This is a genomic window from Psychrobacillus sp. FSL K6-4615 (assembly GCF_038008225.1).
Lineage (GTDB): Bacteria > Bacillota > Bacilli > Bacillales_A > Planococcaceae > Psychrobacillus > Psychrobacillus psychrotolerans.
The window spans coordinates 1,993,166-2,018,163 of the sequence record NZ_JBBOYQ010000001.1 but is presented as its reverse complement, the minus strand read 5'-3'; the positions used below and the strand labels follow the sequence as shown (position 1 = coordinate 2,018,163).

Annotated in this window: 28 protein-coding genes and 2 pseudogenes; 28 read left to right on the top strand and 2 right to left on the bottom strand. The window is 34.3% G+C overall.

Features of this window, described 5'->3' with window-relative positions; genetic code table 11:
* Window positions 1-14: 14 nt before the first annotated feature.
* The 26 genes and pseudogenes from MKX53_RS09965 to MKX53_RS09845 all read left to right on the top strand — a co-directional run bounded on the left by MKX53_RS09965 (window position 15) and on the right by MKX53_RS09845 (window position 19,818).
* Window positions 15-305, top strand: coding sequence for a DNA-binding protein (locus MKX53_RS09965; RefSeq protein ID WP_340830809.1), 291 nt, complete (start codon window positions 15-17; stop codon window positions 303-305).
* A gap of 123 nt (window positions 306-428) precedes the next feature.
* The gene (locus MKX53_RS09960; protein ID WP_340769508.1) at window positions 429-869 is read left to right on the top strand and encodes an NUDIX hydrolase; all 441 of its coding nucleotides are present in this window, start codon (window positions 429-431) and stop codon (window positions 867-869) included.
* 132 nt (window positions 870-1,001) lie between these two features.
* Window positions 1,002-1,775 (top strand): GNAT family N-acetyltransferase, encoded by a 774-nt coding sequence (locus MKX53_RS09955; RefSeq protein WP_340769507.1) that lies wholly within the window; start codon window positions 1,002-1,004, stop codon window positions 1,773-1,775.
* Between the two features lie 85 nt (window positions 1,776-1,860).
* Window positions 1,861-2,454, top strand: coding sequence for a DUF2441 domain-containing protein (locus MKX53_RS09950; protein ID WP_340762514.1), 594 nt, complete (start codon window positions 1,861-1,863; stop codon window positions 2,452-2,454).
* 215 nt (window positions 2,455-2,669) lie between these two features.
* Window positions 2,670-2,954: a TIGR04104 family putative zinc finger protein gene (locus tag MKX53_RS19715; protein ID WP_445678264.1), complete on the top strand. Its 285-nt coding sequence runs from the start codon at window positions 2,670-2,672 to the stop codon at window positions 2,952-2,954.
* Window positions 2,955-3,142: 188 nt separating this feature from the next.
* The gene (locus MKX53_RS09945) at window positions 3,143-4,006 is read left to right on the top strand and encodes a nucleotidyltransferase domain-containing protein (RefSeq protein WP_340910982.1); all 864 of its coding nucleotides are present in this window, start codon (window positions 3,143-3,145) and stop codon (window positions 4,004-4,006) included.
* Window positions 4,007-4,104: 98 nt separating this feature from the next.
* Window positions 4,105-4,764: pseudogene (locus MKX53_RS09940) on the top strand (DUF5694 domain-containing protein).
* 16 nt (window positions 4,765-4,780) lie between these two features.
* The gene (locus MKX53_RS09935; RefSeq protein WP_340910980.1) at window positions 4,781-5,227 is read left to right on the top strand and encodes a hypothetical protein; all 447 of its coding nucleotides are present in this window, start codon (window positions 4,781-4,783) and stop codon (window positions 5,225-5,227) included.
* Window positions 5,228-5,714: 487 nt separating this feature from the next.
* Window positions 5,715-5,987, top strand: a complete 273-nt coding sequence (locus MKX53_RS09930; RefSeq protein WP_340910978.1) for a hypothetical protein — start codon at window positions 5,715-5,717, stop codon at window positions 5,985-5,987.
* Between the two features lie 69 nt (window positions 5,988-6,056).
* The gene (locus tag MKX53_RS09925) at window positions 6,057-6,767 is read left to right on the top strand and encodes a response regulator transcription factor (protein WP_340910977.1); all 711 of its coding nucleotides are present in this window, start codon (window positions 6,057-6,059) and stop codon (window positions 6,765-6,767) included.
* Complete coding sequence (locus tag MKX53_RS09920) at window positions 6,764-7,699, top strand: sensor histidine kinase (RefSeq protein ID WP_340910976.1); 936 nt, start codon at window positions 6,764-6,766, stop codon at window positions 7,697-7,699. Before MKX53_RS09925 ends, MKX53_RS09920 begins: the two co-directional genes overlap by 4 nt.
* A gap of 107 nt (window positions 7,700-7,806) precedes the next feature.
* Window positions 7,807-8,730 carry an ABC transporter ATP-binding protein gene (locus tag MKX53_RS09915; RefSeq protein ID WP_340910974.1) on the top strand — a complete coding sequence of 308 codons (924 nt, stop codon included), beginning with the start codon at window positions 7,807-7,809 and terminating at the stop codon, window positions 8,728-8,730.
* Window positions 8,723-9,412, top strand: a complete 690-nt coding sequence (locus MKX53_RS09910; protein ID WP_340910973.1) for an ABC transporter permease — start codon at window positions 8,723-8,725, stop codon at window positions 9,410-9,412. The genes MKX53_RS09915 and MKX53_RS09910 overlap by 8 nt, the downstream gene beginning before the upstream one ends.
* A gap of 149 nt (window positions 9,413-9,561) precedes the next feature.
* Window positions 9,562-9,876 carry an ArsR/SmtB family transcription factor gene (locus MKX53_RS09905; protein WP_093533782.1) on the top strand — a complete coding sequence of 105 codons (315 nt, stop codon included), beginning with the start codon at window positions 9,562-9,564 and terminating at the stop codon, window positions 9,874-9,876.
* 87 nt (window positions 9,877-9,963) lie between these two features.
* Window positions 9,964-10,392: a DMT family transporter gene (locus MKX53_RS09900; RefSeq protein WP_340762501.1), complete on the top strand. Its 429-nt coding sequence runs from the start codon at window positions 9,964-9,966 to the stop codon at window positions 10,390-10,392.
* Between the two features lie 14 nt (window positions 10,393-10,406).
* A complete protein-coding gene (locus tag MKX53_RS09895; RefSeq protein WP_340830792.1) occupies window positions 10,407-10,871 on the top strand; it encodes a DMT family transporter in 465 nt (154 codons plus the stop codon).
* A 503-nt stretch (window positions 10,872-11,374) separates the two neighbouring features.
* Window positions 11,375-11,644, top strand: coding sequence for a hypothetical protein (locus MKX53_RS09890; protein ID WP_093533789.1), 270 nt, complete (start codon window positions 11,375-11,377; stop codon window positions 11,642-11,644).
* A 157-nt stretch (window positions 11,645-11,801) separates the two neighbouring features.
* Window positions 11,802-12,215, top strand: coding sequence for a hypothetical protein (locus MKX53_RS09885; RefSeq protein WP_340910969.1), 414 nt, complete (start codon window positions 11,802-11,804; stop codon window positions 12,213-12,215).
* Window positions 12,216-12,316: 101 nt separating this feature from the next.
* Window positions 12,317-12,715 carry a DUF4830 domain-containing protein gene (locus tag MKX53_RS09880; protein WP_340913316.1) on the top strand — a complete coding sequence of 133 codons (399 nt, stop codon included), beginning with the start codon at window positions 12,317-12,319 and terminating at the stop codon, window positions 12,713-12,715.
* Between the two features lie 932 nt (window positions 12,716-13,647).
* On the top strand, window positions 13,648-14,166 hold the full coding sequence (locus MKX53_RS09875) for a GNAT family N-acetyltransferase (protein WP_340910968.1): 519 nt from the start codon (window positions 13,648-13,650) through the stop codon (window positions 14,164-14,166).
* A 135-nt stretch (window positions 14,167-14,301) separates the two neighbouring features.
* The gene (fosM, locus tag MKX53_RS09870; protein ID WP_340910967.1) at window positions 14,302-14,697 is read left to right on the top strand and encodes a FosM family fosfomycin resistance protein; all 396 of its coding nucleotides are present in this window, start codon (window positions 14,302-14,304) and stop codon (window positions 14,695-14,697) included.
* Between the two features lie 240 nt (window positions 14,698-14,937).
* On the top strand, window positions 14,938-15,282 hold the full coding sequence (locus tag MKX53_RS09865) for a YciI family protein (RefSeq protein ID WP_340910966.1): 345 nt from the start codon (window positions 14,938-14,940) through the stop codon (window positions 15,280-15,282).
* A gap of 1,010 nt (window positions 15,283-16,292) precedes the next feature.
* Window positions 16,293-17,080, top strand: a pseudogene (locus MKX53_RS09860) (reverse transcriptase domain-containing protein).
* A gap of 520 nt (window positions 17,081-17,600) precedes the next feature.
* Complete coding sequence (ltrA, locus tag MKX53_RS09855; RefSeq protein ID WP_340910964.1) at window positions 17,601-18,845, top strand: group II intron reverse transcriptase/maturase; 1,245 nt, start codon at window positions 17,601-17,603, stop codon at window positions 18,843-18,845.
* Window positions 18,846-19,237: 392 nt separating this feature from the next.
* The gene (locus MKX53_RS09850) at window positions 19,238-19,492 is read left to right on the top strand and encodes a hypothetical protein (protein WP_340910962.1); all 255 of its coding nucleotides are present in this window, start codon (window positions 19,238-19,240) and stop codon (window positions 19,490-19,492) included.
* Window positions 19,493-19,617: 125 nt separating this feature from the next.
* Entirely contained in the window at window positions 19,618-19,818 is a 201-nt protein-coding gene (locus MKX53_RS09845; RefSeq protein ID WP_340910960.1) for a hypothetical protein, read from the top strand.
* 315 nt (window positions 19,819-20,133) lie between these two features.
* Here the strand turns inward: MKX53_RS09845 and MKX53_RS09840 are convergent, their stop codons facing one another.
* Window positions 20,134-21,357 carry an IS110 family transposase gene (locus tag MKX53_RS09840; RefSeq protein WP_340910958.1) on the bottom strand — a complete coding sequence of 408 codons (1,224 nt, stop codon included), beginning with the start codon at window positions 21,355-21,357 and terminating at the stop codon, window positions 20,134-20,136.
* 1,062 nt (window positions 21,358-22,419) lie between these two features.
* Between MKX53_RS09840 and MKX53_RS09835 the strand changes: the two genes are divergently transcribed.
* Both MKX53_RS09835 and MKX53_RS09830 read left to right on the top strand, forming a co-directional pair.
* Window positions 22,420-23,220, top strand: a complete 801-nt coding sequence (locus MKX53_RS09835; RefSeq protein WP_340910955.1) for a nucleotidyltransferase domain-containing protein — start codon at window positions 22,420-22,422, stop codon at window positions 23,218-23,220.
* A gap of 402 nt (window positions 23,221-23,622) precedes the next feature.
* Window positions 23,623-23,823: a hypothetical protein gene (locus MKX53_RS09830; protein ID WP_340910954.1), complete on the top strand. Its 201-nt coding sequence runs from the start codon at window positions 23,623-23,625 to the stop codon at window positions 23,821-23,823.
* 748 nt (window positions 23,824-24,571) lie between these two features.
* On the opposite strand, the gene MKX53_RS09825 is transcribed toward MKX53_RS09830, so the two are convergent.
* Complete coding sequence (locus MKX53_RS09825; protein WP_422193388.1) at window positions 24,572-24,715, bottom strand: hypothetical protein; 144 nt, start codon at window positions 24,713-24,715, stop codon at window positions 24,572-24,574.
* Between the last annotated feature and the right edge of the window lie 283 nt (window positions 24,716-24,998).

Sequence of the window (24,998 nt, the reverse complement as noted above, 5' to 3'; positions counted from 1 at the left end):
TAGGAGGAGAAACGATGACTTGGTCTTTTATTTGGTTAGCCGCAGGAATTGCTGTTGCGGGATATTTTATTGGAGATGGGTTAAAGAACTTTAAAAATCCAGATGCGAAAAACTTTATTGATTCCTTAGATGAAGGTGATGAACATGAATTGATTAAAGAAAATGATGTGCATTATTTTATGGGTATATCGAAAGAAGATGCTAAGTCATTAATCCAAGAGCATTCGGATATTCCACATCTTGTTATAAATAGCCAAGTATACTATCCGAAAGGGAAATTACGAAAATGGTTATTGGATGTGTGATAGTGAATTTCCTCAGTTAAATTTATTGAATCTGTGCCTTAAATGGATGTGAAGAGTAGTGTTTAACTTATGTTCGACACTCATATGGTATGTAGGATTTACAAAGAATAGGAGGCAATGACTTTGGAACAAAACACGTCGTCTGTTTACACTCCACCTAAACATTTTCTTTCAGCAGCAACTATTGTGCTCAACGAACACAAGGAAATTCTGCTTATTAAAGGTCCTATAAGGGGTTGGGAAATGCCCGGTGGAATAGTTGAGGAAGGTGAGTCTCTGACAGATGCTGCAATAAGGGAAACTAAAGAGGAGTCAGGAATTGATATTGAAGTTGTAAAATTCTGCGGAGTTTTTCAAAATGTGAATAAGTCCATTTGCAATACTCTTTTTTTAGCCAAGCCAACTGGTGGCATCTTAACTACTTCTCCGGAGAGTTTAGAAGTGGGGTTTTTCCCTATCGAGCAGGCTTTGAAAATGATAACTATTGAAAATTTTAGACAAAGAATAGAATACTGTCTTGATAGTAGCAAACATCCATTTTGTGTGGAATTTGAAAATCTGTGAAAATTGGTAATCTCATATGATTCAATCACTATACACAATCGAGCAATTTAAGCATCTCTATTCTTAAACTGACATCACCATAATATAGTCACACAAATTTTAGTAATATAATATGAGAAAGTGGGAAATTGAATGATTTATGAAGCCGATGTTCATGTAAGGGAAAAGTTATTACCTATGTTTAATAATATGGATAGCACTATTGTTCTTTCATATCTCCAAGGACATATGGGAACTGCTTGGGTTGATGACCTTGAGAATCCAACGGTTGCGCAGATAACTGTCGGTATTTTTGTATACTTTGCAGGAGACCCTAATACAGAAGCAGCAGAAGAATTACTAAATAATCTATCTGATTTCAGTCTTGTAATTGTCGATACGGAAGAGTGGAAAAGTCGTATAGAAACTGTTCACATAGGAAAAATTGAAAAGTTTGATCGGTATAGATTTGAAAAGAACCCAGTGCATTTAGATAGGACACATTTACAGAATCTATTGTCTACATTACCAGAAGGCTACGAAATAAAGAAAGTGGACAAAAAAATAGTAAATGCGCCTACTTTCCACGAAGTTTCCGAGGACTTTGTGAGTCAGTTTGAATCTATTGATGATTTTATAGACAGAGGGATCGGATATGCTATTTTACATGATGGAAAAATTGTTTCGGCAGCAACTTCTTTTAGTATATATGACGAAGGTATAGAGATTGAAATAGCTACAAATTCTGATTATCGAAAGAAAGGTTTAGCGACTATTGTAGCGTCCGCCTTGATATTGGATTGCCTAGATAAAGGAAAGTATGCTAGTTGGGATGGAGCCAACCCTGAGTCAGTTAAATTAGCAGAAAAGCTAGGGTACATATTGAAAGAATCGTATGATACATATTTCATTAATAATACAAAGTAGTTTTCTAAGTCATCTCTTTTTTTATAGATTGAGGGCTAGGTACTTAAAATACTTATTGATTTAGATGAGAGATAGGAGTGCGATTATGATAGAGAATGAACTGTATGTTTATCACATTGTCACTAGGAAAAAAATGAGTATAGGACAAATTATTAACTTTGATAAGAACCAAAAGAATACCTTATATAGTTTCTTTTTTGAAAAGGAGCAATTAAATTCTAAAGGAGAGGACTTTTTTCATATCTTACATGAACATTATTCAAGTGAAGGAATGTCTTTGAATACCGAAGATGCCAATGTTGCTATTAAGTATGCCGGTCAGACGATAAGAGCTATTAGAGAAGTGATAGTAGAAATGGTAAGACTTCAAGAATATCCAGAATACCCTTCTAGAATGTCTTGTTTATATGCTACAAAAAAATATGAAGACGTATTGAAATGGAAAGAATTATTTATTTCCTTTGATCGAAAGGTTTTGCAGATAGTTAAGCTTCGAGTTATGGGGAATTCTTTTGAAGGTGATGGAAATCTCCTACCAAAGGAAGATGGAGTTCCTTTTTCTCGAAAAATAGAACAAGCAAGAGAATATTGGAGGGGAAATATGAACAATGAGTTACCAGAACTCTTAATAGACGGAGAAATAGAAGTGGTTGAAATCATAGATGATTTTACTGTATAACACCCATATTGTTTGAATATGGCTAACTCTTAAGGGACTAATGAATTAGCTCATTTAAAAGAGGTATTATTGAAAGTGTGTTGAAATAAGTAATATGTAATTCAATTCTGATTTTTTGATGGATAAGGCGTGATTTTTACCGTGATAACCAAAAGAAAGAAGTTGATTAAGGAACTCTAGAGTAAAATAGGTTGATAATAGAAAGGAATTATATTATGCAAAAGTGTACTAACTGCAACTTTCCGTTTAAATGGGGCAAAATTTACAAATCTATCATGTGGTTTTACAAGCCAATTCAATGTGAACAATGTGGGACTGCTCATACGATATCTTTTTCCTCAAGATTTCTAGCATCTTTTATGGTACTTCCAATACCAATTTTTGGTCTAATTTTGTCGCCCTCTGAAAATGAATATATAAATGTTTTAATAGGTATTAGCATTAGTTTTGCATGCTCATTATTAATACCATATTTCGCTAAATATGAGAATAATACATAATAAATTTAGAGTTGTGAAAACCTAAAGGGAAATGATTTATAGTCTACATATTGAGCTATTAATACATTTCTCGGCTCTGTTCAACCAAAGTAGCTGCTTATTTGAATAATATTTTTTTGTTTTTATGAATTTTTATAATATTAAATATATTGAATATTTTATAGGGGAATAGGAGCTGTTTATTAGGGATGGAATTTATAAGTAGACATTTAGCTAGAGATTTATTATTGCCAAGACATCGTGATAGCCTCTTGGCAAATGCTTTAAAAGATTTAACATCTGACTCTAATGTGCTGGCTATTTATCTAGCGGGTTCTTTGGCTAGGGGAAACTATGATAATTATTCCGATATTGATATACATATAATAGTTTCCCCTGAGAGGAAAGCCGATTATATAAAGGATAAACGTCATAGAGCAAAAAAATGGGGGGAAGTGCTGTTTTATGAAGACTTTAATCCTTCTTCGCCGGTAGTAGTTACTCATTATGATTCCTTTATAAAAGTAGATAGTTGGTATCATTCACCTGCAGAAGTTGTAGCTTCCATCTGGTTAAAAGGGTATAAAGTTCTCTATGATCCAAATAATATTATTAACAAAATCATCAAGGAATCATCATACGAGGTATATAAACCGTCATCTGACGAAGTTATTTTTTGGAGAGGAAAACTTCTTGCTTTCATACATGAAATATACAGATCGGTAATGAGGGGAGAAATATATTACGCTTTATCTAATTTAGATAGAGTACGATGGCTAGTTGTTTATGGATGGTATTTGGAGATGGAGGAACATTTAGATAGTGCATACGGTGTTTGGTCAAAAATAGAGGGGAAAAGAAGTAAATTAAATGAAAAACAGTTAGCTCTTTTAGAAAGCTGGGATTGTGGACGTTATCCGGATCAAATTATGAAAACAATGGTTAGTATGGTTCCAGAAATCCTTCGACTAAATAAATATCTAAGTAATCAAGTTAATATCGAAGAAAATGAAGACCATATTAAAAAAATTATAGAGATGGCAGTACCTTATAACTTACCTAAAAACGATTAGTTTGCTTTACATACATTAATAAGTAATATCCTAACCAAAAAGGAGTGGTATTAGTGAAAGAGAATAAGCCAAGTGTTTTAGTGCTTGGAACTTTTCATATGAGTGAATACGAAGAACTACATTCACATAAACGACAAGAGGAAATGGAAGAACTAATCAATCAAGTAGTGAAGTTCAAACCAACTAAAATAGCAGTTGAAATGGTAGCCGATATGAACGATAGTTTAAATATTAAATATAAACAGTACAGATTTGGGAATTATAACCTAGAGATGAACGAGATATACCAAGTGGGCTTTCGCATAGCTACAAGATTTGCGCATGAACAGCTCTATGCAGTAGATTGGATGGGTAAAGCTGATCTGAGTTATGTTGAAATGGAGAAGTGGTTAAAAGAAAACCAACCCGAACTTTACAAGGAAATATTTGAAGGGTTATATTTTCCGGAATTTACGACTAATAAAAGTGTCTTGGATTATTATAGAGAACTCAATGAACCTACCTGGTTAAATCAATTACATAAGGTATATTTAAATATGTCACGTATAGGAGACTTCGATAATTATATTGGTATGGAATGGTTGAGTTGGTGGTACAAACGAAACTTAATTATTTAATCTAATTTAACTCGTTTAGTACATTCAGGAGAAGAGAGGATATTATTGATTGTTGGGTGTTCTCATAGCTCTATCATTACAAAGTTCCTGGAAGAAAGTGAAGCTTTTAAGATCGAAAACCCTTTGGATTATCTTTCTTAAAGGAAAAGAGTAGAAAGTGAGTGGTGTGAATATGCTTGACCGAAAATTATTTGCTGCATTTTTTACTTCGGTAATTTGCTATTTCATTGTGCCGCTCTTTTTCGATTATTCTTCTGAATCTTATTTTGTTATAGGATTGTCTGTGAGCATTGTTACAGTACCGATACTTTTCGTGGTGGGTATACTTTCTTCGTTAGCATATGAATCATTTAACTTTAGTAAAAATATTGGTTTGTCTTATTTAATACATTTAGGATGTGCCTTACTTTGTGCATTCCTTTTTTCATTAACAGCTACAGGAGTTTTGGTTACTGCTGTACTTATCTCATTTGTTTACGCAACAATCTTTTTCATTATCGATAATCTAAGTAGATATATAGAAGGGCTAGCAAAGAACAGTGAGGGCAAATTAAAAAGGGCTGTTGATATTTCAACTCAAGATGGAGATTCAAGAAAAGACTAGTAGGCGGTGGCTTTATGTTTAAGAAAAGTATTGAATACTCTTTAATGTATTTTGTAGTATCTACTCTTTGGCAATTAGTTGTAAATGGTGAAATTAGATGGATAGATAATATTATGATTTGTATTATTATCTTTCTGATTTTAATGATTTATGAGTGGTCGAAAAAACCTTATAATTGGAATAAGGGTAAACAATGAATAATTTTTTTCAATTTAATGGCAGCTTTTTAGCTATTTATAAGAGGTTAAAGGAATATGAAATAATTTGTCGAATATTATCTATAATGATTAAAAAATGAATCGCGCGCGTATTAGAGAAGACAACTCTAATACGCTTATTTATTGAGGAAGAGTGCCCCTTAAGTTTTGGACTTAGTAAGTATACGGTGGGAGGGATTAATAATGACAACGTATAATAAGCATTCAGACTTATTATAAAGAAAAACTTTATGCTACTAATCATATCTATTGCCTTGTTGGTGGTCACATTGGGATTTTGGGTAGGAATTCCTGTTTTTGTAATTGGGAATATACTTTCTAAGTTTAATATTCCTGTTTTCATTCATATTGTTTGTATATCGATTTCAGTAGGTTTATTTTTTTCCTTATATTTTATTCCATTCCATTTAAAAGTTGCTCATTTAGTTGGGGAGATGAAAAATGAAAGTACCATAAAAGCATTCAGTCGTTTGCAGCTGGTATTTGTACTATTAAGTGCAACAGCATTTTATGTAATAATTAATGTAGTTCTTGTTCTATAAGGGAAGTAATTTACTCGATATTTGGTATTCTGATAAATAGTAAAAAATATATACGATGGGGATGGTATTTTGAATAATAATATTTTGATAGTAGAGGACGATCATTATATCAGCAATATGATTAATGAGACTTTAACAAAACAAGGCTACAACGTAACTGCAGTTTTTGATGGAGAAGAAGCATTAAAAGTATCAGATTCGCACAACTTTGTTCTAATTATACTTGATCTGATGCTCCCTAAAATAGATGGAATGGAATGTTTGAAAATCATTAGAACGAAGAGTATGGTTCCCATTCTAATCATGTCTGCAAAGGGCGAGGATGTAGACAAAGCACTCGGACTTGGATTTGGTGCAGATGATTATATATCAAAACCGTTTTCCATCATTGAGTTAGTTGCAAGGGTCAATGCGATTATTAGAAGACAAGCTCACTATACGAAAGTTTCTGATCTAAATAATGAATCTAGCAATGAAATAATTACAATTGGCGATTTGACTGTTGATATGAATAACTTTTCTGTAAAAAAAAATAATGTCGATTTAAAGCTAACTTTAAAAGAGTTTAGTATTTTAAAACTGTTTATAAGCAAACCTAACCAAGTTTTTACTAAAGCTCAAGTTTATAGCCTAGTTTGGCAAGATGACTATTACGGTGATGAAAATATTATCAATGTACATATAAGACGCCTTAGAGAAAAAATTGAAGATGAACCTTCTAAGCCCAAATATATCAAGACATTATGGGGGATTGGTTATAAATTAGGGGAGGTAACATGACTTATTTAATACTAATATTATTAGCAATTTCTATATTTTTTAATATATACTTCCTGCGAAGTCGCTCAAAAAAGAAGAATGACATCATTTACATGGAAAAGAAGCTACAAAAAATTACTTCTGACAAAACCGATGAAAAACTGATGCTATACACGAGTGATAAACAGATTCAATCTCTATTAATACAAATAAATAGCCTATTAGAACATAATCAGAAAACAGTCGCGGATTTTCATGGGGTAGAAAGATCGATGAGAAAGATGCTCTCAAACGTTTCTCATGATTTAAAAACTCCTCTAACAGTTATTCTTGGTTATATAGAAATTATATTAAATGATAAAACAATTAGTCCTGTAAAAATGAATTCCTTACTCCAAACAATTAATTTGAAAACAGTGGAAGTACTCGATTTAATTTCTCGTTTTTTTGAACTTGTTAAAATTGAATCTGAGGACAGTAACTATGAAAACTCCAAAATTGATTTAAATGAGGTTTGTCGGAAAGTAATACTAGAATACTATGAAATACTTACCACAAAAGAATTCGAAGTGTCTGTTGAAATCCCTGAAGAGTCAACGTATGTCTGGGGAAATATAGAAGCAATTGAACGTATACTTAATAACTTAATTTCAAATTCGATTAATTACGGAGCAGAAGGTAAAATGATAGGTCTTAAACTTACAAGTTTAGGTGATTGTGCATACATAGAAGTCTCTGATAAAGGTAAAGGGATTAGCGAGCACGATAAAGATCGTGTCTTTGAAAGGCTTTATACAATGGAGGATTCTAGAAATAAACTCTATCAGGGTAGTGGAATAGGATTGACGATTACAAAAAGATTAGTGGAACAAATGAACGGAACTATATCTGTAAAAAGTATCCCATTTCAACAGACAACCTTTACTATCCAATTAAAACGATTGTCTTTTTAATAGGTTGTTTGAATCCGTACATAGCAACTTAAGATTTTTGTAAGAAACGAGTAAGAAAAAAGAGATTTTCCATGTTTACAATAGAAAATAAGAGAAGGAGGGGAAATATGACCTATATTATTCAAACAAACCATCTAACAAAAGATTTTCAAGGCAAAGCAGTCGTTTCCAATGTGAATCTGCATGTAAAAAAAGGAGAAATTTATGGCTTCTTAGGTCCCAACGGTGCTGGTAAAACGAGCATCATGCGAATGATTATGAATTTGATCAAACCAACTAGTGGCGAGGTAGTCATTTTTGATGAAAAATTGACATCATCATCTTATGAGATACTAAAACGAATGGGAAGTATTATTGAGTATCCTATTTTTTATGATCAGTTAACTGCCGTTGAAAATTTAGAGCTACACTGTGAATATTTGGGCTACTATAACAAAAATGCCATTAAGTCGGCTTTAGATTTAGTGAAGCTGAAAGAGTATGAAGGAAAGGCCGTAAAGGATTTTTCGTTAGGTATGAAGCAGCGACTTGGAGTAGCTCGAGCTATTGTAACGAAACCTGAAATTCTAATTTTAGATGAGCCTATAAATGGACTAGATCCGGAGGGTATTAAGGAATTTCGAAACCTTTTTCAAATGTTAAGTAAGGATTATGGAATGACATTGTTAATATCCAGTCACATCCTAGGCGAGATTGAGCAGATTGCGAATACAATAGGGGTGATTAAAAATGGAAAGCTTATAGAGGAAGTATCAATGGATCAGATTAGACTTCAAAATACTGAGTATATTGAGCTTAAAACTAATGATGTTAAAAAGGCTGCATTTGTAATCAATGAAAATCTGAGTATTTCTAACTTCAAAGTACTAGATGATTCCACAATACGTATTTACAACTTAGAAATACACCCAGGTGAAATAGCCAAAAAACTCGTGTTAAGTGGTGTATTAGTAGAATCTATTAACAAAAAAGATAATACGTTAGAAGACTATTTTTTAAAGCTGATCAATGGAGGCGTAACCCATGATTAAACTTATTAACTTGGAGATAAAGAAGTTCAAATTGATAAAATATTGGAAAGGTGTGCTCGGAGCTAATCTGGGGTTCATTATATTTATCGGTATGGTTTATTTTTTGAATAAGGTCGAAGAAGAAATACCTTTTGATAATTTTGAAATGGCTTCAACTATTATTTCTGCAGTTGTAAGTGCAACTTTCATCATTTTCGCATCGGTAATCCTTGCAAAGTTAGTAATTGATGAATACAAAAATAAATCAATCGACTTAATGTTTACGTATCCTATCAGCAGAAAGAAAATTATGTCCGCAAAACTAATAATTGTAATGGTGTTTACTTTTATGACCGTATTGTTTTCGACACTATTTTTGAATGGACTTGTCTATATAATGGATGTCACTTTTGATATTTTGCCAGGAGATATTAGTATACAAGAGCTCATTAATAGCGTGTGGAAAAGCTTTTTCATTGCTTTCGCTGCTGCAGGCTTAAGTCTTATCCCATTACTAATTGGGATGTTGCGAAAATCTTCATCAGCCACAATAGTCTCTTCCATATTTTTAGTGACATTGACAAGTTCGGTAAGTAATAACTTCACATTCTCTTCAGTCATGACAGTTTCCATTTCACTAGCTTTGTTAGGAATAATTATAGGTTGGCTATCCATTAGAAATGTAGAAAAAACAGATTTATAATAACTTAGAAATACAAACAGTACGTTAAAGTTAATAAGAGTTATTATATAGGAAAATAAGCTTGGATAAGTATTTCCATGCTATATTTTCCTATTTTTATTTTTGCATAGTGATTTGACATATCGAGAAAAATCGATATACTATTTCTTATGGATTATATTGATGTATTTAAAGCATTATCTAACGAAACACGTCTTAATATTTTACAGTGGTTAAAAGAACCAGAGAAGCATTTCCCTAAACAAGGCGCTCACATACCAAAGGAGGTTAGCTTTAAAGGCGGAGTATGTGTAGGGGACATACAAGAAAAAGCCAAAGTTTCTCAATCTACGGTATCTCACTACTTAAACTTAATGCAGAAAGTAGGTTTGCTGGAATCTGTTCGTTATGGTCAGTGGACTTATTATAGAAGAGACGAAGAAGGCATTCGTCAGTTAGCTGAATATTTTAGAACGGAAATCTAAGTTAATCTGATTTTCGTTATTTTTTTCTTTTTAATATCGATAATTCTAGATATCTAAATACAACGAAACGTTCGGAGGAGTTAAAATATGCGTTATATTGCATATATATTTGCGTTATTTGCAGGAGTAGCCCTTAGCTTTGAAGGTGCTATTTATGCTGAGCTAGGTAAAAACATAGGGAAGCTAGAGACCAGTTTTTATAATTTTTTTATGGGTTCTATTATTCTTGGCTTACTATGGATATTTTTTGGTAAAGGTAAAATATCACATGTTGTTGAAGCGCCAAAGTGGACTCTACTGGGTGGTGCATTAGGAGTCGTATATTTAACAGCTATTGTCATTAGTGTTCCGTTTGTTGGTGTTGGCATAACGATGGTTGCCGTTATTCTAGGTCAATTATTAATGAGTATGATTATTGAGCATTATGGTTGGCTCGGAAGTAAGAAAGCCAAAATTAATAAGGAAAAAATATTTGCTGTGATATCAATGGTTATCGCACTTATTTTAGTTAACTAGGAGGTTTAAAAAAATTGAGTATATTTATGATTCTTTTTACTTTACTTGGTGGGATCACATTGAGTGCACAATCAGCTATAAATGGTACATTTAGCCGGAAAGCAGGAACAATTGAAACAACTTTCCTAACCTTTTTAACTGGTTCTATGTTTTTAGCTATCCTTATTCTCTTCTTTGGGCAAGGAGATATATTTGCCATCTTCAAAGCACCTGTTTGGCAATTAAGTGCGGTATTTTTAGGAGTATTATTTCTTTTGTTTAACGTCTTTGCAGTTCAAAAAATAGGAGTTATTGCAACCAGTATTACTGTTATCACAGGACAACTAATGATTGGGGTTGTAATTGACCATTTTGGTTGGTTTAACAGTTTGATCATTACACTTGATATGAAACGTTCGTTAGCTTTACTGTTTATGATTATTGCCTTATATTTTATCTATAAAGGAAATAAACGCTCTCATGAGGAGGCAACTGAATAGTAATTTACTATATAAAAGTGTCCCAACTATTGCTAACGTTGGAACACTTTTTATTTATATTCTTAATAAACCTGGCTGCTGAGTATTTTAGTTTTTTAGTGTTTTCTAAAATTAGGACATGTAGAAGGAAGATATTCATTTGCATTCAAGATTAGATATAATTGATATTATCTGGACCATTCTGATTTTTGGAATTATCTCGATTTTCATCATAAATCTATTAATCGTTTGGGGTTTTTTCAAAAGTAAAAGGAACAATTAAATCATATAGAAGAAAAGTTGTAGGGGTGAATTAGTTTCAATCGAGGTAATAAATTATTTCCATTGGTATTTATCAAGATATCCTGGTGATGAAGCTATTGAAAACTATAGAATAACAGAAATTCGCTATAAAATGGAACCTCTAATCGTTTCAATCGTATTAAAGGAACGCAGCAGTTTAGTTTACGAAAGGACTAGATATTTGAGGTGAAATATAGAAGGTCTAAAGGGGGAAAAGTTGAATGAATAAGAGTTTACAGGCATTTTCTATTATCTTTTTAGGTATATGTATTGTTATTAGTTCTTGGTTCATATCTGAGGCTTTGAAGACTAATAATAGTGAAATTGTTGAAAGTCAAAATGAAAAAGTACAAAACGAAAACCGTTACGAACATATAATGATAGTTACTGACTATTTTAGAATTTTTGATAAACAAACAGGCGAATACTGGGAACAAATTGGTGGCGGAGATTGGGAGAAAAATACACCTATATTAAACCCTAACAAGTAATTACATCTCTAACGGGCACTTTACTTCAAGAAGGAGTAGAGCCTTTTTTCTTATTGAACTATAAGTAGGTGTTTTTGGGAAAATACGGAAGTATTTGTTATAGCGCAGATTATTCCAAGTTCAGAGACAGAATTATTATTAAAAGGTAGGTAGAAATATGATTACTAAAGAGGTCTACGAACTAATTCAGAAGAATAAAACACATTTTCTCCTGTTTAATTCCGTCGTGCTATTTGCATTTGGTGCAGCTTTCTTTCCATTAGTCATCCCAATGACAGAAGGTTTTTCACTGTATCTTTTTTCTATATATATAATTGTGTGCTTCTATGTTAGTAGCATTTATATCGGGCTTTATCAAAAATGGATTAAAGTATTTATTTCTGTATTACTTATAAATAGTGCTGGTCTAATAGGAAGGGTAGCATTGGAATGGGGAGAATATGGTATTTCTACATATTTAACATTTCCAATCGTCAGTAGTTATATTCTATCTGTACCATTTTTCGTAACTGTTTTGTATGTAATGATAAAAAAAGTACAACACAATAAAAGACAGTTAGATACAAGATAGATCTTTTTATAAGGATGCTTTTTTCATTTGGTTCAACGTTCTACCAATGGAATCGATAGAGGATAATACCACTATTAAAACAATGAGGTGTTGTTTTGAAAATGAGAATGTTTTTAATACTTGTTGGGATATTATTTGTTTCAACTTGTAGTAAAGAAAACCTTAATGAACAACACGAAGTTTATTTATCAAACAAAGGGTGGGAAATTAGAGAGTCAATCGAAGTTGAAACATATATATTAGATATTCCTGATGAAATGCTTAGTAATTATGAAGCGAGTGGAATTACATTTTTGAATGAGTATTTAGGTGAAGAAATTACACAGCATTCCTATGAGTTGAAAGAAGAAGATGTTGAAGGGGAACGTTTGAAAGCAGTAATATTAGAAGTAAAAGAAGAGATTATTGGGGGGTATGGAATTCTTCCAAGTTGGAGCCCTGGTACATTTAATTTAGACGATCAAGAACGTCTAATCAATGAACAAAAAATTAAACAATAATATTCAACACTGTTTAAAAATTAAGTTCTTATTAATAACGGGTGAATTACTTCAATATGGAGTAAAGTCTTATTCCTTATTAAGCTAGGAATTTTTTTTTGTTTCTTTAAGCTGAACATCCACCTCTTGAAAGACTTCTTTGCGATGTAGAATTGTTGACTATCAATCATTGGGAGCTCTTCGTAATACAATAATAGAAGATTTTCCTGCACTGTTTGCCCCAAATAAGCTCACTACCTCCCCAAGTTTGATGCTAAAACTAAGGTTGTCGCTAGCTTTTTTTGTACCGTATATGATCTATAAATTTTTGACAGTTAAGATCATATTTGTTCCTTCTAAATAAGACTTTGGAAATTACTATATCAAAGAGTTGTGGGGGTCGTGTCTTAAGAACACTAACGGGTGCTTTACTTCAAGAAGGAGTAAAGCCTTTTTCTTATTGAACTAACGAAGCATTTAGTGCAATAAGAGGATTTTTTCGAGAGAGTACAGAAGTAAATAATATCTAGAGGATATTCTATTTATGTCAGGAAGTGCTTGCAATTAAAAAGAAACTAAGTGGGATGAAAAAAGTACCGTTAATTACATTTTCGATATTTTTTAGTATTGGTCTTATATTATCAATTATTGAAGAAGATACGTTTTTTAGAAATTTGCATTTAATGGGTATTATTGTTTGTCTAGGACATTGGATATTATTACAACGTGAAAGGATTAAGGAATAATGGTCTTGTCATATCAAAGTAAACTCTCTTATATAACCTAGCGGTGTGCTTTAGCTCAAGTGTGGCTGCCTTTAAGGGTAGCTTTTTTTATTGAACTAACGCGGCAGTTTAGTTGAAGAAGCAGGTAGAATTTGGATGCATATTGAAGTAGATAATATAATAATGAAAATTTTTCAAGTAACTGTATCGAAGGAGAAGTGAAAAAGAATGGAAAAAGTACAAATTAGACTAGCGGAACAGAAAGATGCTGTGAATATGCTTGAAATTCAGCGTGCAGTTTTATCAGAAGAACAATATTTACTGTCGACCATAGAAGAATTTAACCAGTCCGTAGAGGGTCAAAAAGCGTGGATTCAATCGAAGATAGACAATGAACGTGAAACAATTTTAGTAGCAGAGATAGAAAATGTTGTTGTTGGATGGCTTGTCTTTCAATCATCAAACCGCAAAAGGTTGAGTCATACAGGTTCCTTTGGCATGATGATTGATAGTACCTTTCGGGGAAAAGGAATTGGGAGAGCTTTATTGCAAGAATTACTAAATTGGGCAGAACAAAATCGGTACATTGAGAAAGTAAGCTTAGGTGTATTCTCTACTAATATTAATGCTATATCTCTTTATAAAAAAATGGGCTTTATCGAAGAAGGAAGAAAAATTGGTGAGGTTAAGCTGAATGATAATGAATATATAGATGATGTATTGATGTATATAAACGTAAAGAATTAACTTGGACATTCGTGGCAAATCTTTGGGTGCTTTAATTACATTTTTCATCTTCAACTAACGGCTGCATTAAATAAGTAAGGGTAGCTTTTTCTTATTGAACTAACGAATAAAGGGTACTATTGGGAGGTAATAAAGGTGTCAATTAAAGGTCTTAACCATTTTTTATTTTCAGTTTCTAACTTAGAAAATTCTATTGATTTTTACAAAAATGTATTTGAATCTAACTTGTTAGTAAAAGGTAGAAGCTCTGCCTATTTTGATTTAAATGGTATGTGGCTTGCCCTCAATGAAGAGAAAGAAATACCTCGAAATGAAATAAGCCAATCATACACACATATAGCTTTTTCGATTGAAGAAGCTGAATTTGATAAAATGTATGAGAAACTGAAAGAATTAAATGTGAACATTTTGTCAGGTCGTCCAAGAGATGAAAGAGATAGGAAGTCTATTTATTTTACTGACCCAGATGGTCATAAGTTTGAGTTTCATACAGGCACATTACAAGATAGAATACATTATTATAAACAATAAAAAGCACATATGGAGTTTTTCGATTAAAGGATTTCCTTGTTGAACTACGGGTGCTTTAGTAAAGTGCTTGTTCAACTAAAACGGCAGGTTAGTAGAAGAAGAAAAAGGATTTTTTGTATTTAACACGAAAATAAATAGGTGAGATATGGAAGCAAAATATTGTCGATTTTGAAGATGCAGATTCGTTGTATGTACAAAGAGGTCAATTTTCACCTCTAAAAAAGAAGGAGGAAATTTTTTATGCTGTTTATGTTGATTGTCAAAGCCTCGAAGAATTCGGAAGCCGGAAACCTCCCAAGCCCCGAGCTCATGGAAGCCATGGATCAGTACAATGAGGATTTAGTTAAGTCTGGCGTACGGGTTATGGCTAAAGGACTTCATCCAAGTTCAAATGGGATTCGCCTTGCGTTTCCAGGGGAAAAGCCGGTGGTTACGGATGGCCCATTTAAGGAAACGAAAGAATTGATTGCCGGGTTCATTCTGATTGATGTGAAGTCGAGAGAAGAAGCCATCGAGTGGGCCATACGGATGCCGGACCCGCAAGGACATGGGGAAGGTCAGATTGAATTACGTCAAGTATTTTAGGTGTCGGAGCTTACCGAGGAACTTTTAAACAAGAACTGAAGCTAACTATTGGTTGGCGGCTTTTGTTTCTCATTCCACTAACGGGTGCTTTACTTCAAGAAGGGGTAAAGCCTTTTTTATTATTGAACTCCCATGAAAATTAAAAAATGCTCAAAATATACAAAATTGCATAACAAAAGAGACTCAGAAATTGCTTTTTTAAAAAAAGGCTGAGCCTTCAGAATGTTTATATTAAGTTAAAAGGTAAATCAAGAATCAACTCCATTCTTGTAAGAATAAAGGGTGGCTGGTGCAATAACCAGAGTAGGATTAATCTCCCATGAGTGCTACTCGTATAGAGTGCGACAGTCTGTGATGCACCGTGGTCGTCGGAGTCAGACTAACGGATGGGCTCAATGGCACCATAGTTGATCGACCTTCTTCGCCAGCCGTAGTATCCTATACCCGATTTTCACATTTTCATTCTCTGTGGTGAAGCGCTGATTTTGCGCTTCATGGATGGCTAACGGGGCAGGTGTGCGGCCGAGCCTAGGTCGTATCATATTCCCGCCGGGAAAGAACTAGCCATTCACTCGTAGCGAGTCTTGGAGGGTTAATGGTAACATTAGCCTTTAAGCGTAGACAGTTAGGTGGCGGGCGGAAAGCCAAATGGTTGAAGGGATTGAGCCCCATAATGTTAGTAAATCGAGAGGGTTGATGCCTTATCTGCGGCAGAAAAATACATTCTATTCTTCGTTAAAGGCAAGAAGGATAAAACCTCTCTGGGGTCAGAGACCTTGGCACGTCACACATGGATATGATACGGCAACTCGGGAGGACCCTACCGGTCTCTTCTTATAGAAGAGTATGGCATACAAGTGATAATAAGCAAGGAAACCAAATGCCGTGTAGGGAGTCGGATAGTAGCGTAGTACCAATGAAGTTGGGTAATGCTGATGGAGGAAAGGCTGCTACCAAGTTATCACCCTTACTAGGGACACATTTACTACACGCGGAGGTAGGAATACTAAATGGAAACAAAACTATTTAGGATAGCAGAATTAGCAAAATCTTATCCTAAAATGAAATTTACATCTATTGTACATTTACTAAATAAGCAACCTCTAGTTCAATGCCATCATGAATTACCTAATAAGAAGGCAACTGGGATTAATGGCACAACTAAAGAGCAATACAGTCAAACACTAGAGGAAAATATAGTGGATTTAGTAAGTAAGCTTAAAAGTAAAAGTTATCATCCAGTTCCCGTAAGGAGAATGTATATTCCCAAGCTTAACTCCAACAAGAAAAGACCGTTGGGGATACCGGAACATGAAGATAAGATTGTACAGAAAGGCATTACAAAAATATTAAATGCTATCTATGAAAACGATTTTCTAGACTGTTCTTTTGGGTTCCGCCCAAATCGTAACTGCCACGATGCTTTGAAAATATTAAATTATTATATGGAAAGAAATCAGTAAATTATATAGTAGATGTAGATATCAAAGGGTTCTTTGACAATGTTGACCACATATGGATGATGGAGTTCTTAAAACTGCGAATCGCTGACCCTAACTTACTAAGAATTATTGGTAGGTTTCTTAAAGGTGGATACATGGAGGAAGGAAAGAAATACAAGACAGATAAAGGCACACGGCAAGGTGGAGTAGTGTCTCCGATACTTGCCAATCTATACCTCCATTATGTCCTGGACCTGTGGTTTGAGAAGGAAGTTAGAAGAAAGTGTAAAGGACATGCATACATAGTTAGATATGCCGATGATTGTGTGCCACGAAAGCAAACGAAGTGTGCTTGAGAAGTAAACTTTGTAAGCTATGCTGCACTTAAGATGAGAGAAGGCCTCTCGCAATCGCTATACAGGTAGAGATTGCAAACCACCCTAAGGTGCTATAGTCAAAAGCTATGGTATTGAGCGTTAGGGGAAAAGGCAGAGCATGACTCTGTCAGGTATGTATTAAGGAGACGAAAACCATTGAACCGCTGATGAAGTATCGAAAGCGTAGAGATGTCATCAAAACTGAGGGGGAGTCATTAACTCAGGATAAGTTCGGAGGAAACCTGTTTACTGTCCGTTCGGTGACCGGTATAAAGGCGGCGTGAACTTAATACAGGCTTTTGTGTGGAACGTGGGAACCTACGACATGGATGCTAAGGGAGAGATTTCAAGTGGAAGCCCCACAAGAATCGGAGTACCAATGCCATGTATAGGGGCGGAATAACTCGTAGTAGCGATGAAATCTCCTAACGGAGATGGAGCGAAGGGGTTATATTATTCAGTTTTATATACAAGTCAACCAACAAACTGGGAGGAACTTATGCATAAAACAAAGCCATATGTTATATCCAAAAACGTAGTATATGAAGCTTTTCTAAGAGTAAAAGCAAACAAAGGGTCAGCAGGAATTGATGAACAATCCATAGCAGAATTTGAAGAAAATCTCAAAGATAATCTGTATAAAATATGGAACCGAATGTCATCTGGTAGTTATTTTCCTCCAGCTGTTAAAGCTGTAGAAATACCAAAGAAAGCTGGGGGTACAAGAACACTTGGAATCCCAACTGTGGCGGATAGAATTGCACAAATGACGGTGAAATTATATTTTGAACCTTCGGTAGAACCATTCTTTCATGAAGACTCCTATGGATACAGACCGAAGAAAAGTGCCATTCAAGCGTTAGAGATCACTCGGAAAAGATGTTGGAAGTACAATTGGGTACTTGAATTTGATATTAAAGGTTTATTTGATAATATAGACCATGATTTATTGATGAGAGCGGTAGAAAAGCATACAAAAGTAGAATGGATAAAGCTATATATCAAAAGATGGTTAAAAGCACCGTTTCAAACGAATAAAGGAATAAAAGAACGTACCTCTGGCACACCGCAAGGTGGGGTCATAAGTCCGGTATTAGCAAATCTATTTCTTCATTATACGTTTGATAAATGGATGGAAATCAATCATCCTAACAATCCATTTGCTAGGTACGCAGATGACGCAGTCATCCACTGTAAGACAGAGGAAGAAGCAAAGAAGTTGCTTGAATCCCTAAACAAGAGAATGAATATATGTAAACTCGAACTTCATCCAACTAAAACCAAAATTATTTATTGCAAGGATGCAGATAGAAAAGAAGAGCATGAAAATATATCGTTTGATTTTCTAGGGTATACGTTCAGACCGAGACTGTCGAAAAACAGGTGGGGGAAACACTTTGTGAATTTCACTCCTGCTATCAGCAATAAATCTAAGAAATCAATTCGGCAAAAAGTAAGAAGTTGGAAACTGCAACTGAAGGCATATAAGGAACTCTTTGACTTATCGATGATGTTTAACTCAGCTATTCAAGGATGGATTAATTACTATGGGAAGTTCTACAAATCCGAAATGTATTCTAGTTTGAGGCATATTAATAAAGCCTTAATCATGTGGGCAAGAAAGAAATATAAAAAACTTGCTCGTCATAAGAAAAATGCGGAACGTTTTATGGGTAGGATTGCTATTCAGAATCCTAAGCTCTTCAAACATTGGGAACTAGGAATAAAGCCTACGGCTGAATAATGGGAGCCGGATGAGTTGAGAGGCTCACGTCCGGTTCTGAGAGGGGCTACTGGGGAGGTTCCAGTGGTCTACTTGCCTTGTTTGTTGCTTCCAATATAAGAGCGAAGCTCAGGAATTCTTCAATCATTGAAGCTGAGATTACAGAAGTTTAACTTAGAAATAGCTGAGGATAAAACCAAAATTATTCCCTTCGGGAGATCCGCAGAGAAAGATGCAAAACTAAAGGGAAATAGAAAACCTGACACCTTTGATTTCCTAGGTTTTACACACTATTGTGGAAAGAGTAAATCTGGATACTTTCGTGTGAAGCGGAAATCAAGCAGGAAAAAGCTACAAGGTAAACTAAAGAATCGAAGGAATGGATAAAGAAGAACCGAAATAATGATATTCATATGATTATGGATAGATTTAAACGCTCGCTTGTAGGTTATTACAACTATTATTGCATCACGGATAACACTCCAAGTGTTCACCGCTTTAAAGACAAAATCCAATATTTACTGTTTAGATGGTTCAACAGAAGAAGTCAAAGAAAATCCTTTACCTGGGATAAATTCAATCTCTTTCTTCATAAATATCCGTTACCTTCACCAAGAATTAAGGTGAATATATACAACTTAAGAAAAGAGATTAGCTACATTTTGTGAATGGTGACTAGGAAGAGCCGTGTGCGTAAATAGCGCAAGCACGGTTCTGTGAGGGGGGAGGAACACAATCTACCGTGAGGTAGAGAGGTTCTCTTCTACTCGACTAATAAAATGGGGGTGAATTTTTGAAAAGAAACAAAGTAGTAATTTTCATTATATCTGTGATTTTTTTATTGTGCTTAGTGTGGATTTTATTTCCTAATAAAAGTACAGAAGTAAAAAGTTTCACCTATGAGATAAAGGAAAACAATGACGAACTTATTATTGAAGTTAACTATCAATTCACTATCAATACAGGCATTTTAGTTATGCAACTATTATTTTAGACAGTTTTTATTATCAACGACTTAAGAATCAAGAATCTATTGAACCCATTTTTTTAAACGGTGGAGTATCTGGTTCTACAAGAATAATTATTAACAAAGAGGACTTAACTTCAGACTTTATTGAATCGTTAAAATCAAAGGATAGGAATCCTTTTCGTGCTATAAGTATCGGTGAAGAAATTATTTTGTAATAAATCAACTCCCATGAAAATTAAAATCTTCGATTTAGAGAAAAAGGCAATACGAAATCTGACGCAGCCCAATAATTTTTTAAAAAAGTGCAGCGCCTAAAAGAGAATTAAATTGTGGGTTGGATTAGGAGGCATTTGGTTCAGTGATTGTCACGTTGTAACCTAAGTTTTCAAGTCTTCGAACAGAATATCGTACAATTGATTGTTCTTTTTGTTTGTCAAAGTAATCTTCCCCTAAGTCTACGTACATTTCTTTGCGTGTTAGGAGATAATAGCTGATTCTTAAAATGGCATGAGCCACCGATATCCCTGCCCGCTTTTTACCCTTTCTTGATGCAGTACGCCTATACAAGGATCCCAAGTAGGTTTTGGATCCTCTAACAGAATGAGCTGCTTCAATTAATGCCGATTTCAAGTACTTGTTTCCTTTTTTCATGTTGGTTGATTTCCTCTTGCCCGCACTTTCATTATGTCCAGGTACTAATCCTGCCCAGGAACATAAGTGCGCCGAACTGGGGAATTGCTTCTCCACTTCTGTACCGACTTCGGCTAAAATTTGTTCAGCCATTCGAGTGGCGATGCCAGGAATGGAATCCAATCGTTCTATATCTTCTTGATGGGAGGATAACCTAGTAGCCACCTCTTCGTTTAATAGCTCAATCTGCTCAGTTAGAAATTCTATATGGACCAGAATGGTTTTCAACATGAGACGTTGATGTGGATTGATATATCCTCGAAGAGCTAGTTCTAGTTCACTCTTTTTCTTCTTCATTGATCGGCGGGCAAAGCTAGCTAATTTCTCAGGATCATTTTCGCCATCGGCGATAGCACGAAGCATATCAAGCGATGAAACACCCATGATGTCGGAGACAACGGAACCGAGTTTGATATTCGCTCCTTCTAAAACCTTTTGAATCCGATTATGTTGTCTCGCACGCTCTTCAATAATACTTCGACGGTATCGAACTAACTCTCGCAATTCCCGCTGATTTCGGTCTGGAATAAAACTTGCTTTAAGTAGACCATGACGAAGAAGTTTGGCAATCCATTCGGCATCCTTTACATCGGTCTTGCGACCTGGTACTGCTTTCATATGTTGAGCGTTCACTACTAAAAATTCAATGCTCTCGGCTTCTAGCAAGTTAACAATAGGCTTCCAAAATACACCTGTACTCTCCATTGCTACGTGAGTACAACCATGCCCCTTAATCCAGTCAATTAACTGTAATAGAAATACAGTTTTAGTGGAAAACGTTTGAATCTCCTTTCCTTTTGGGGTAATAATACAAGCAGTAATGGAATCCTTATGGACATCCATCCCACAAGCACGTTCAATGATTACTTCCATTGTAATCATCCTTTCTACGGCAAATAGTATTGGAGGCTGGTGCAATAACCAGAGTAGGATTAATCTCCCATGAGTGCTTCCCGTAAGGGAGCGACAGTCTGTGATGCACCGTGGTCGTTGGAGTCAGACTAACGGATGGGCTCTATGGCACCATAGTTCATCGACCTTCCTCTCCCAGCCGTAGTATCCTATACCCAGGTTTTCACATTTTCATTCTCTGTGGTGTAGCGCTGATTTTGCGCTACATGGATGGCTAACGGGTGCTTTAGCAAAATATGGACACCATTTTTGATGGTCTATCTTTATGTCCAAAACATTAAGTTGGTACGTCTTGATAAGTTTCGTAGAGATCCATTGTGCTTCACATAGTGGAGAAAAAAGCTAATGATTTCCATTAGTTTTAGCGAAGCGTACGCTCAACTTGGTATTAAAATCTATAAATTCAAGACTCTGTTTATTAAATAAAAGAAAAATATTTTTCTTAAATCACGAAGTGATGTAAACCATTGATATCTCAATGTTTATAGAGGAAGGTTAGTTCTACAAGGAATTTCATTCCGATATGAAGAATAAAGAAAATAATTATCAAATATAATGGGAAGGAAATGAGTCGAGATTAGAGAACTACTATAAATGACATTCCTAATTTGCTGTTTAAATTAAGAAAAAAACTTATAAGGGCTATGGAGTGAAAAAAACAAATAATAAATCTATTGTTTCATTAACATAAGAAGTATTAACTATAGTCATACCTTATATTGGCTTAACTCTTGGTATACTTGGACTTGTTAAATCATCTAAAAGTATTGTTGAAATTGAGGGATCCAATAAAAGAGGTTTGGCTATTTCAGGTAGGGTCTTTAGTATTGTAGGGATATGTTTTCAATTACTTCTAATTTTCCTTCTGATTTTGTCAATCAGTGTTTATTTCATTACTGATCCTAAGTGGTAATATAATCTCACTCATTAGTTAAACAAATTCATTCTTATGGTTCACACCCCATAAATACCCTATAATTGGGGCAATACGAAAAATAAAAAATAGATGGGAAGAAATCCAAAATGAATACTATTAATAACATGATTATGAAGATTTCGTCTGTATTTTCTCAGTTAGAAGAAGTGGAAGGTGTTGTACTCTCTGGCTCTCTTTCAACAAATACCCAAGATGAACACTCTGATATAGATTTGTATATTTATGGTAATCAGAAAATCCCTACAAGCACTCGCAAAAAATTGTTAGAACCGTTTTCGGATTATATGGAGATTAATAACCAGTATTGGGAAACAGAAGATGATGGAATGCTAAATGAACCCAATATTGGTATAGAAATTATATATAGAAATTATGCTGGGATTGAAAACGAACTTATGAAAACGGTAGTGAATTTCCAGGCTCGGGTTGGTTATACTACATGCTTTTGGAGTAATTATTTAAATTCCGAAATACTATATGATCAAAATGGTCGATTAAAGAAACTAAAGGATAAAATTAACGTAGCCTTTCCAAAAGAATTAAAAGAAAATATCCTTAACAAAAATTACCCTTTATTAAGAGACAGTGTTACATCCTACTATTTTCAAATCGAGAAAGCTCTAAAAAGAAAAGACTACATAAGTGTCAACCATAGAGTTGCTGCGTTACTTGCAAGTTACTTCGATATCTTATTTGCGATTAACGAGTTGCCACACCCTGGAGAAAAGAAATTAATTAAGATCGCACAAAAAACATGCAAATATCTCCCAGACAAAATGGAAGAAAACATAATCATGATTCTTAGCAACAATACCATAACACTATTAAGTGACATAAATGACCTTGTTGACAATTTAGATGATTTTTTAAAAAGGAATAACTTATAACCTTATCCAACTGTAGTTCCAGGCTTTAAATAATCAATACAAAGAAAACAACCTGACTGGTAAAACCGTGAATCGATTGAGTTTAAAGCCACCAATAGAAGCTTCATAGTTATTCCATTATCGGGCGCGATTCTTTAATAAGAATCGCTTTTCTTATATACAGTTAGGTGGCGGGCCGAAAACCAAATGGTTGAAGGGATTGATCTCCATAATGTTAGTAAATCGAGAGGGCTAATGCCTTAAGCACAGCAGAAAGCTATATCTTATCCATCGTTAAAGGCAAAGGACGTTTGGGGAGAATAAGCAGTTGATAGTTTGAATCCAAACACAGATTTAACTGCTTGGACTGATGTGGAAGAATCACTTAAAATAATGCAATAAAAACTCTCAAGTCAAGAGGAATTGGAAGCGTATAGAAAAGTAGTTAAAAACGTGATACAGGGTGTAATGCATTCAATATTAGTTATGATTGATGGTGGCGATGAACTTGCTGACAAATTTTTAGTTGATTTAATTGATAGAGACACTAAAGAATCACTACAAGAAGATATTGCATTCCACGAAGAATTTTATGGTTATTTACTTGATAAAGAAGAGGTGTAAGGTAGTTTCCTTATTAAGCTCCCATGAAAATTAAAAAACGTACAATAGCTATAAAATTGCATAAAAAAAAGAGACTCAGAAAATGCTTTTTTTTAAAAAGGCTGAGCCTTCGGAATGTTTATATTAGTTGAAAGGTAAATCAAGAATCAACTCTATTCTTGTAAGAATAAAGGCAAGCTGGTGCAATAACCAGAGTAGGATTAATCTTCCAAGAGTGCTACTCGTATAGAGTGCGACAGTCTGTGATGCACCGTGGTCGTTGAAGTCAGACTACCGGATGGACTCAATGGCACCATAGTTGATCGACCTTCTTCGCCAGCCGTAGTATCCTATACCCGTTTTTCACATTTTCATTCTCTGTGTTGAAGCGCTGATTTTGCGCTTCATGGATGGCTAATGGGTGCTTTAGTTAAACAAGTGGCTGCCTGTAAAGGTAGCTTGTTCTTATTGAACTCCCATGAAAATTAGTTCTTCAAAAAATGAAAAAATGACAATACTTAAGAAGACCCCTACTTAAACATAAAAAAAAGAGGAGAGCGTAAATAAGTCTATGGATTAAGGTCAGTAACAGTATTGACACTTCCTAACCATTTTCATTCTCTGTGGTGCAGCATTTTTTTGTGCTGCATGGATGGCTAACGCAGCAGTTTAGTAGAAGAAGAAAATGGGAGTTTTTATGTCGCATTTGACACATATTGTGCAATAAAAAAAGTGTTTAGAAATAACCATTCTAAACACTAAGCATAATCTAATCAGGTGTGTTGCCTAACTTGTTTTGACTTTCTAATACAGAACTGTCATATGCAATTAAAGCTACATCTAATTGTTCCTCTAGTTGTTTTATTTCCTTGAGTTGCTCATGATTTAGTTCTGCAAATTTTGTTTCTTCCAAAAGACTCACATCCTTCTACAAGTATTATTTTAAGTATGAGAATTTTTTTGGAATTTAAACTTAATATTTACAATAAAACCGATTGTATTACCGGTATTGTCCATTTCTAATGAACAATTCGACCATAATGTGTAATAAATGGGCAGGTGCTTATTCAACTAACGGGTGCTTTACTTCAAGAAGGAGTAAAGCCTTTTTCTAATTGAACTAATGTGGAGTTTAGTTTAATAAGCAAAATGGATTTTTGATGGTTTTAAACGGAAAATTAATTTATAAATGTAAC

Excerpts from the sequence above, each read along its gene's own strand:
- MKX53_RS09920 (WP_340910976.1), top strand. The coding sequence starts at position 6,764 with ATGACTTATTTAATACTAATATTATTAGCAATTTCTATATTTTTTAAT.
- MKX53_RS09965 (WP_340830809.1), top strand. The coding sequence starts at position 15 with ATGACTTGGTCTTTTATTTGGTTAGCCGCAGGAATTGCTGTTGCGGGA.
- MKX53_RS09875 (WP_340910968.1), top strand. The coding sequence starts at position 13,648 with ATGGAAAAAGTACAAATTAGACTAGCGGAACAGAAAGATGCTGTGAAT.
- MKX53_RS09945 (WP_340910982.1), top strand. The coding sequence starts at position 3,143 with ATGGAATTTATAAGTAGACATTTAGCTAGAGATTTATTATTGCCAAGA.
- MKX53_RS09955 (WP_340769507.1), top strand. The coding sequence starts at position 1,002 with ATGATTTATGAAGCCGATGTTCATGTAAGGGAAAAGTTATTACCTATG.
- ltrA (WP_340910964.1), top strand. The coding sequence starts at position 17,601 with ATGCATAAAACAAAGCCATATGTTATATCCAAAAACGTAGTATATGAA.
- MKX53_RS09880 (WP_340913316.1), top strand. The coding sequence starts at position 12,317 with ATGAGAATGTTTTTAATACTTGTTGGGATATTATTTGTTTCAACTTGT.
- MKX53_RS09900 (WP_340762501.1), top strand. The coding sequence starts at position 9,964 with ATGCGTTATATTGCATATATATTTGCGTTATTTGCAGGAGTAGCCCTT.
- MKX53_RS09865 (WP_340910966.1), top strand. The coding sequence starts at position 14,938 with ATGCTGTTTATGTTGATTGTCAAAGCCTCGAAGAATTCGGAAGCCGGA.
- MKX53_RS09890 (WP_093533789.1), top strand. The coding sequence starts at position 11,375 with ATGAATAAGAGTTTACAGGCATTTTCTATTATCTTTTTAGGTATATGT.
- MKX53_RS09915 (WP_340910974.1), top strand. The coding sequence starts at position 7,807 with ATGACCTATATTATTCAAACAAACCATCTAACAAAAGATTTTCAAGGC.
- MKX53_RS09850 (WP_340910962.1), top strand. The coding sequence starts at position 19,238 with ATGATTATGGATAGATTTAAACGCTCGCTTGTAGGTTATTACAACTAT.
- MKX53_RS09885 (WP_340910969.1), top strand. The coding sequence starts at position 11,802 with ATGATTACTAAAGAGGTCTACGAACTAATTCAGAAGAATAAAACACAT.
- MKX53_RS09950 (WP_340762514.1), top strand. The coding sequence starts at position 1,861 with ATGATAGAGAATGAACTGTATGTTTATCACATTGTCACTAGGAAAAAA.
- MKX53_RS09910 (WP_340910973.1), top strand. The coding sequence starts at position 8,723 with ATGATTAAACTTATTAACTTGGAGATAAAGAAGTTCAAATTGATAAAA.
- MKX53_RS09905 (WP_093533782.1), top strand. The coding sequence starts at position 9,562 with ATGGATTATATTGATGTATTTAAAGCATTATCTAACGAAACACGTCTT.
- MKX53_RS09840 (WP_340910958.1), bottom strand. The coding sequence starts at position 21,357 with ATGGAAGTAATCATTGAACGTGCTTGTGGGATGGATGTCCATAAGGAT.
- MKX53_RS19715 (WP_445678264.1), top strand. The coding sequence starts at position 2,670 with ATGCAAAAGTGTACTAACTGCAACTTTCCGTTTAAATGGGGCAAAATT.
- MKX53_RS09835 (WP_340910955.1), top strand. The coding sequence starts at position 22,420 with ATGAATACTATTAATAACATGATTATGAAGATTTCGTCTGTATTTTCT.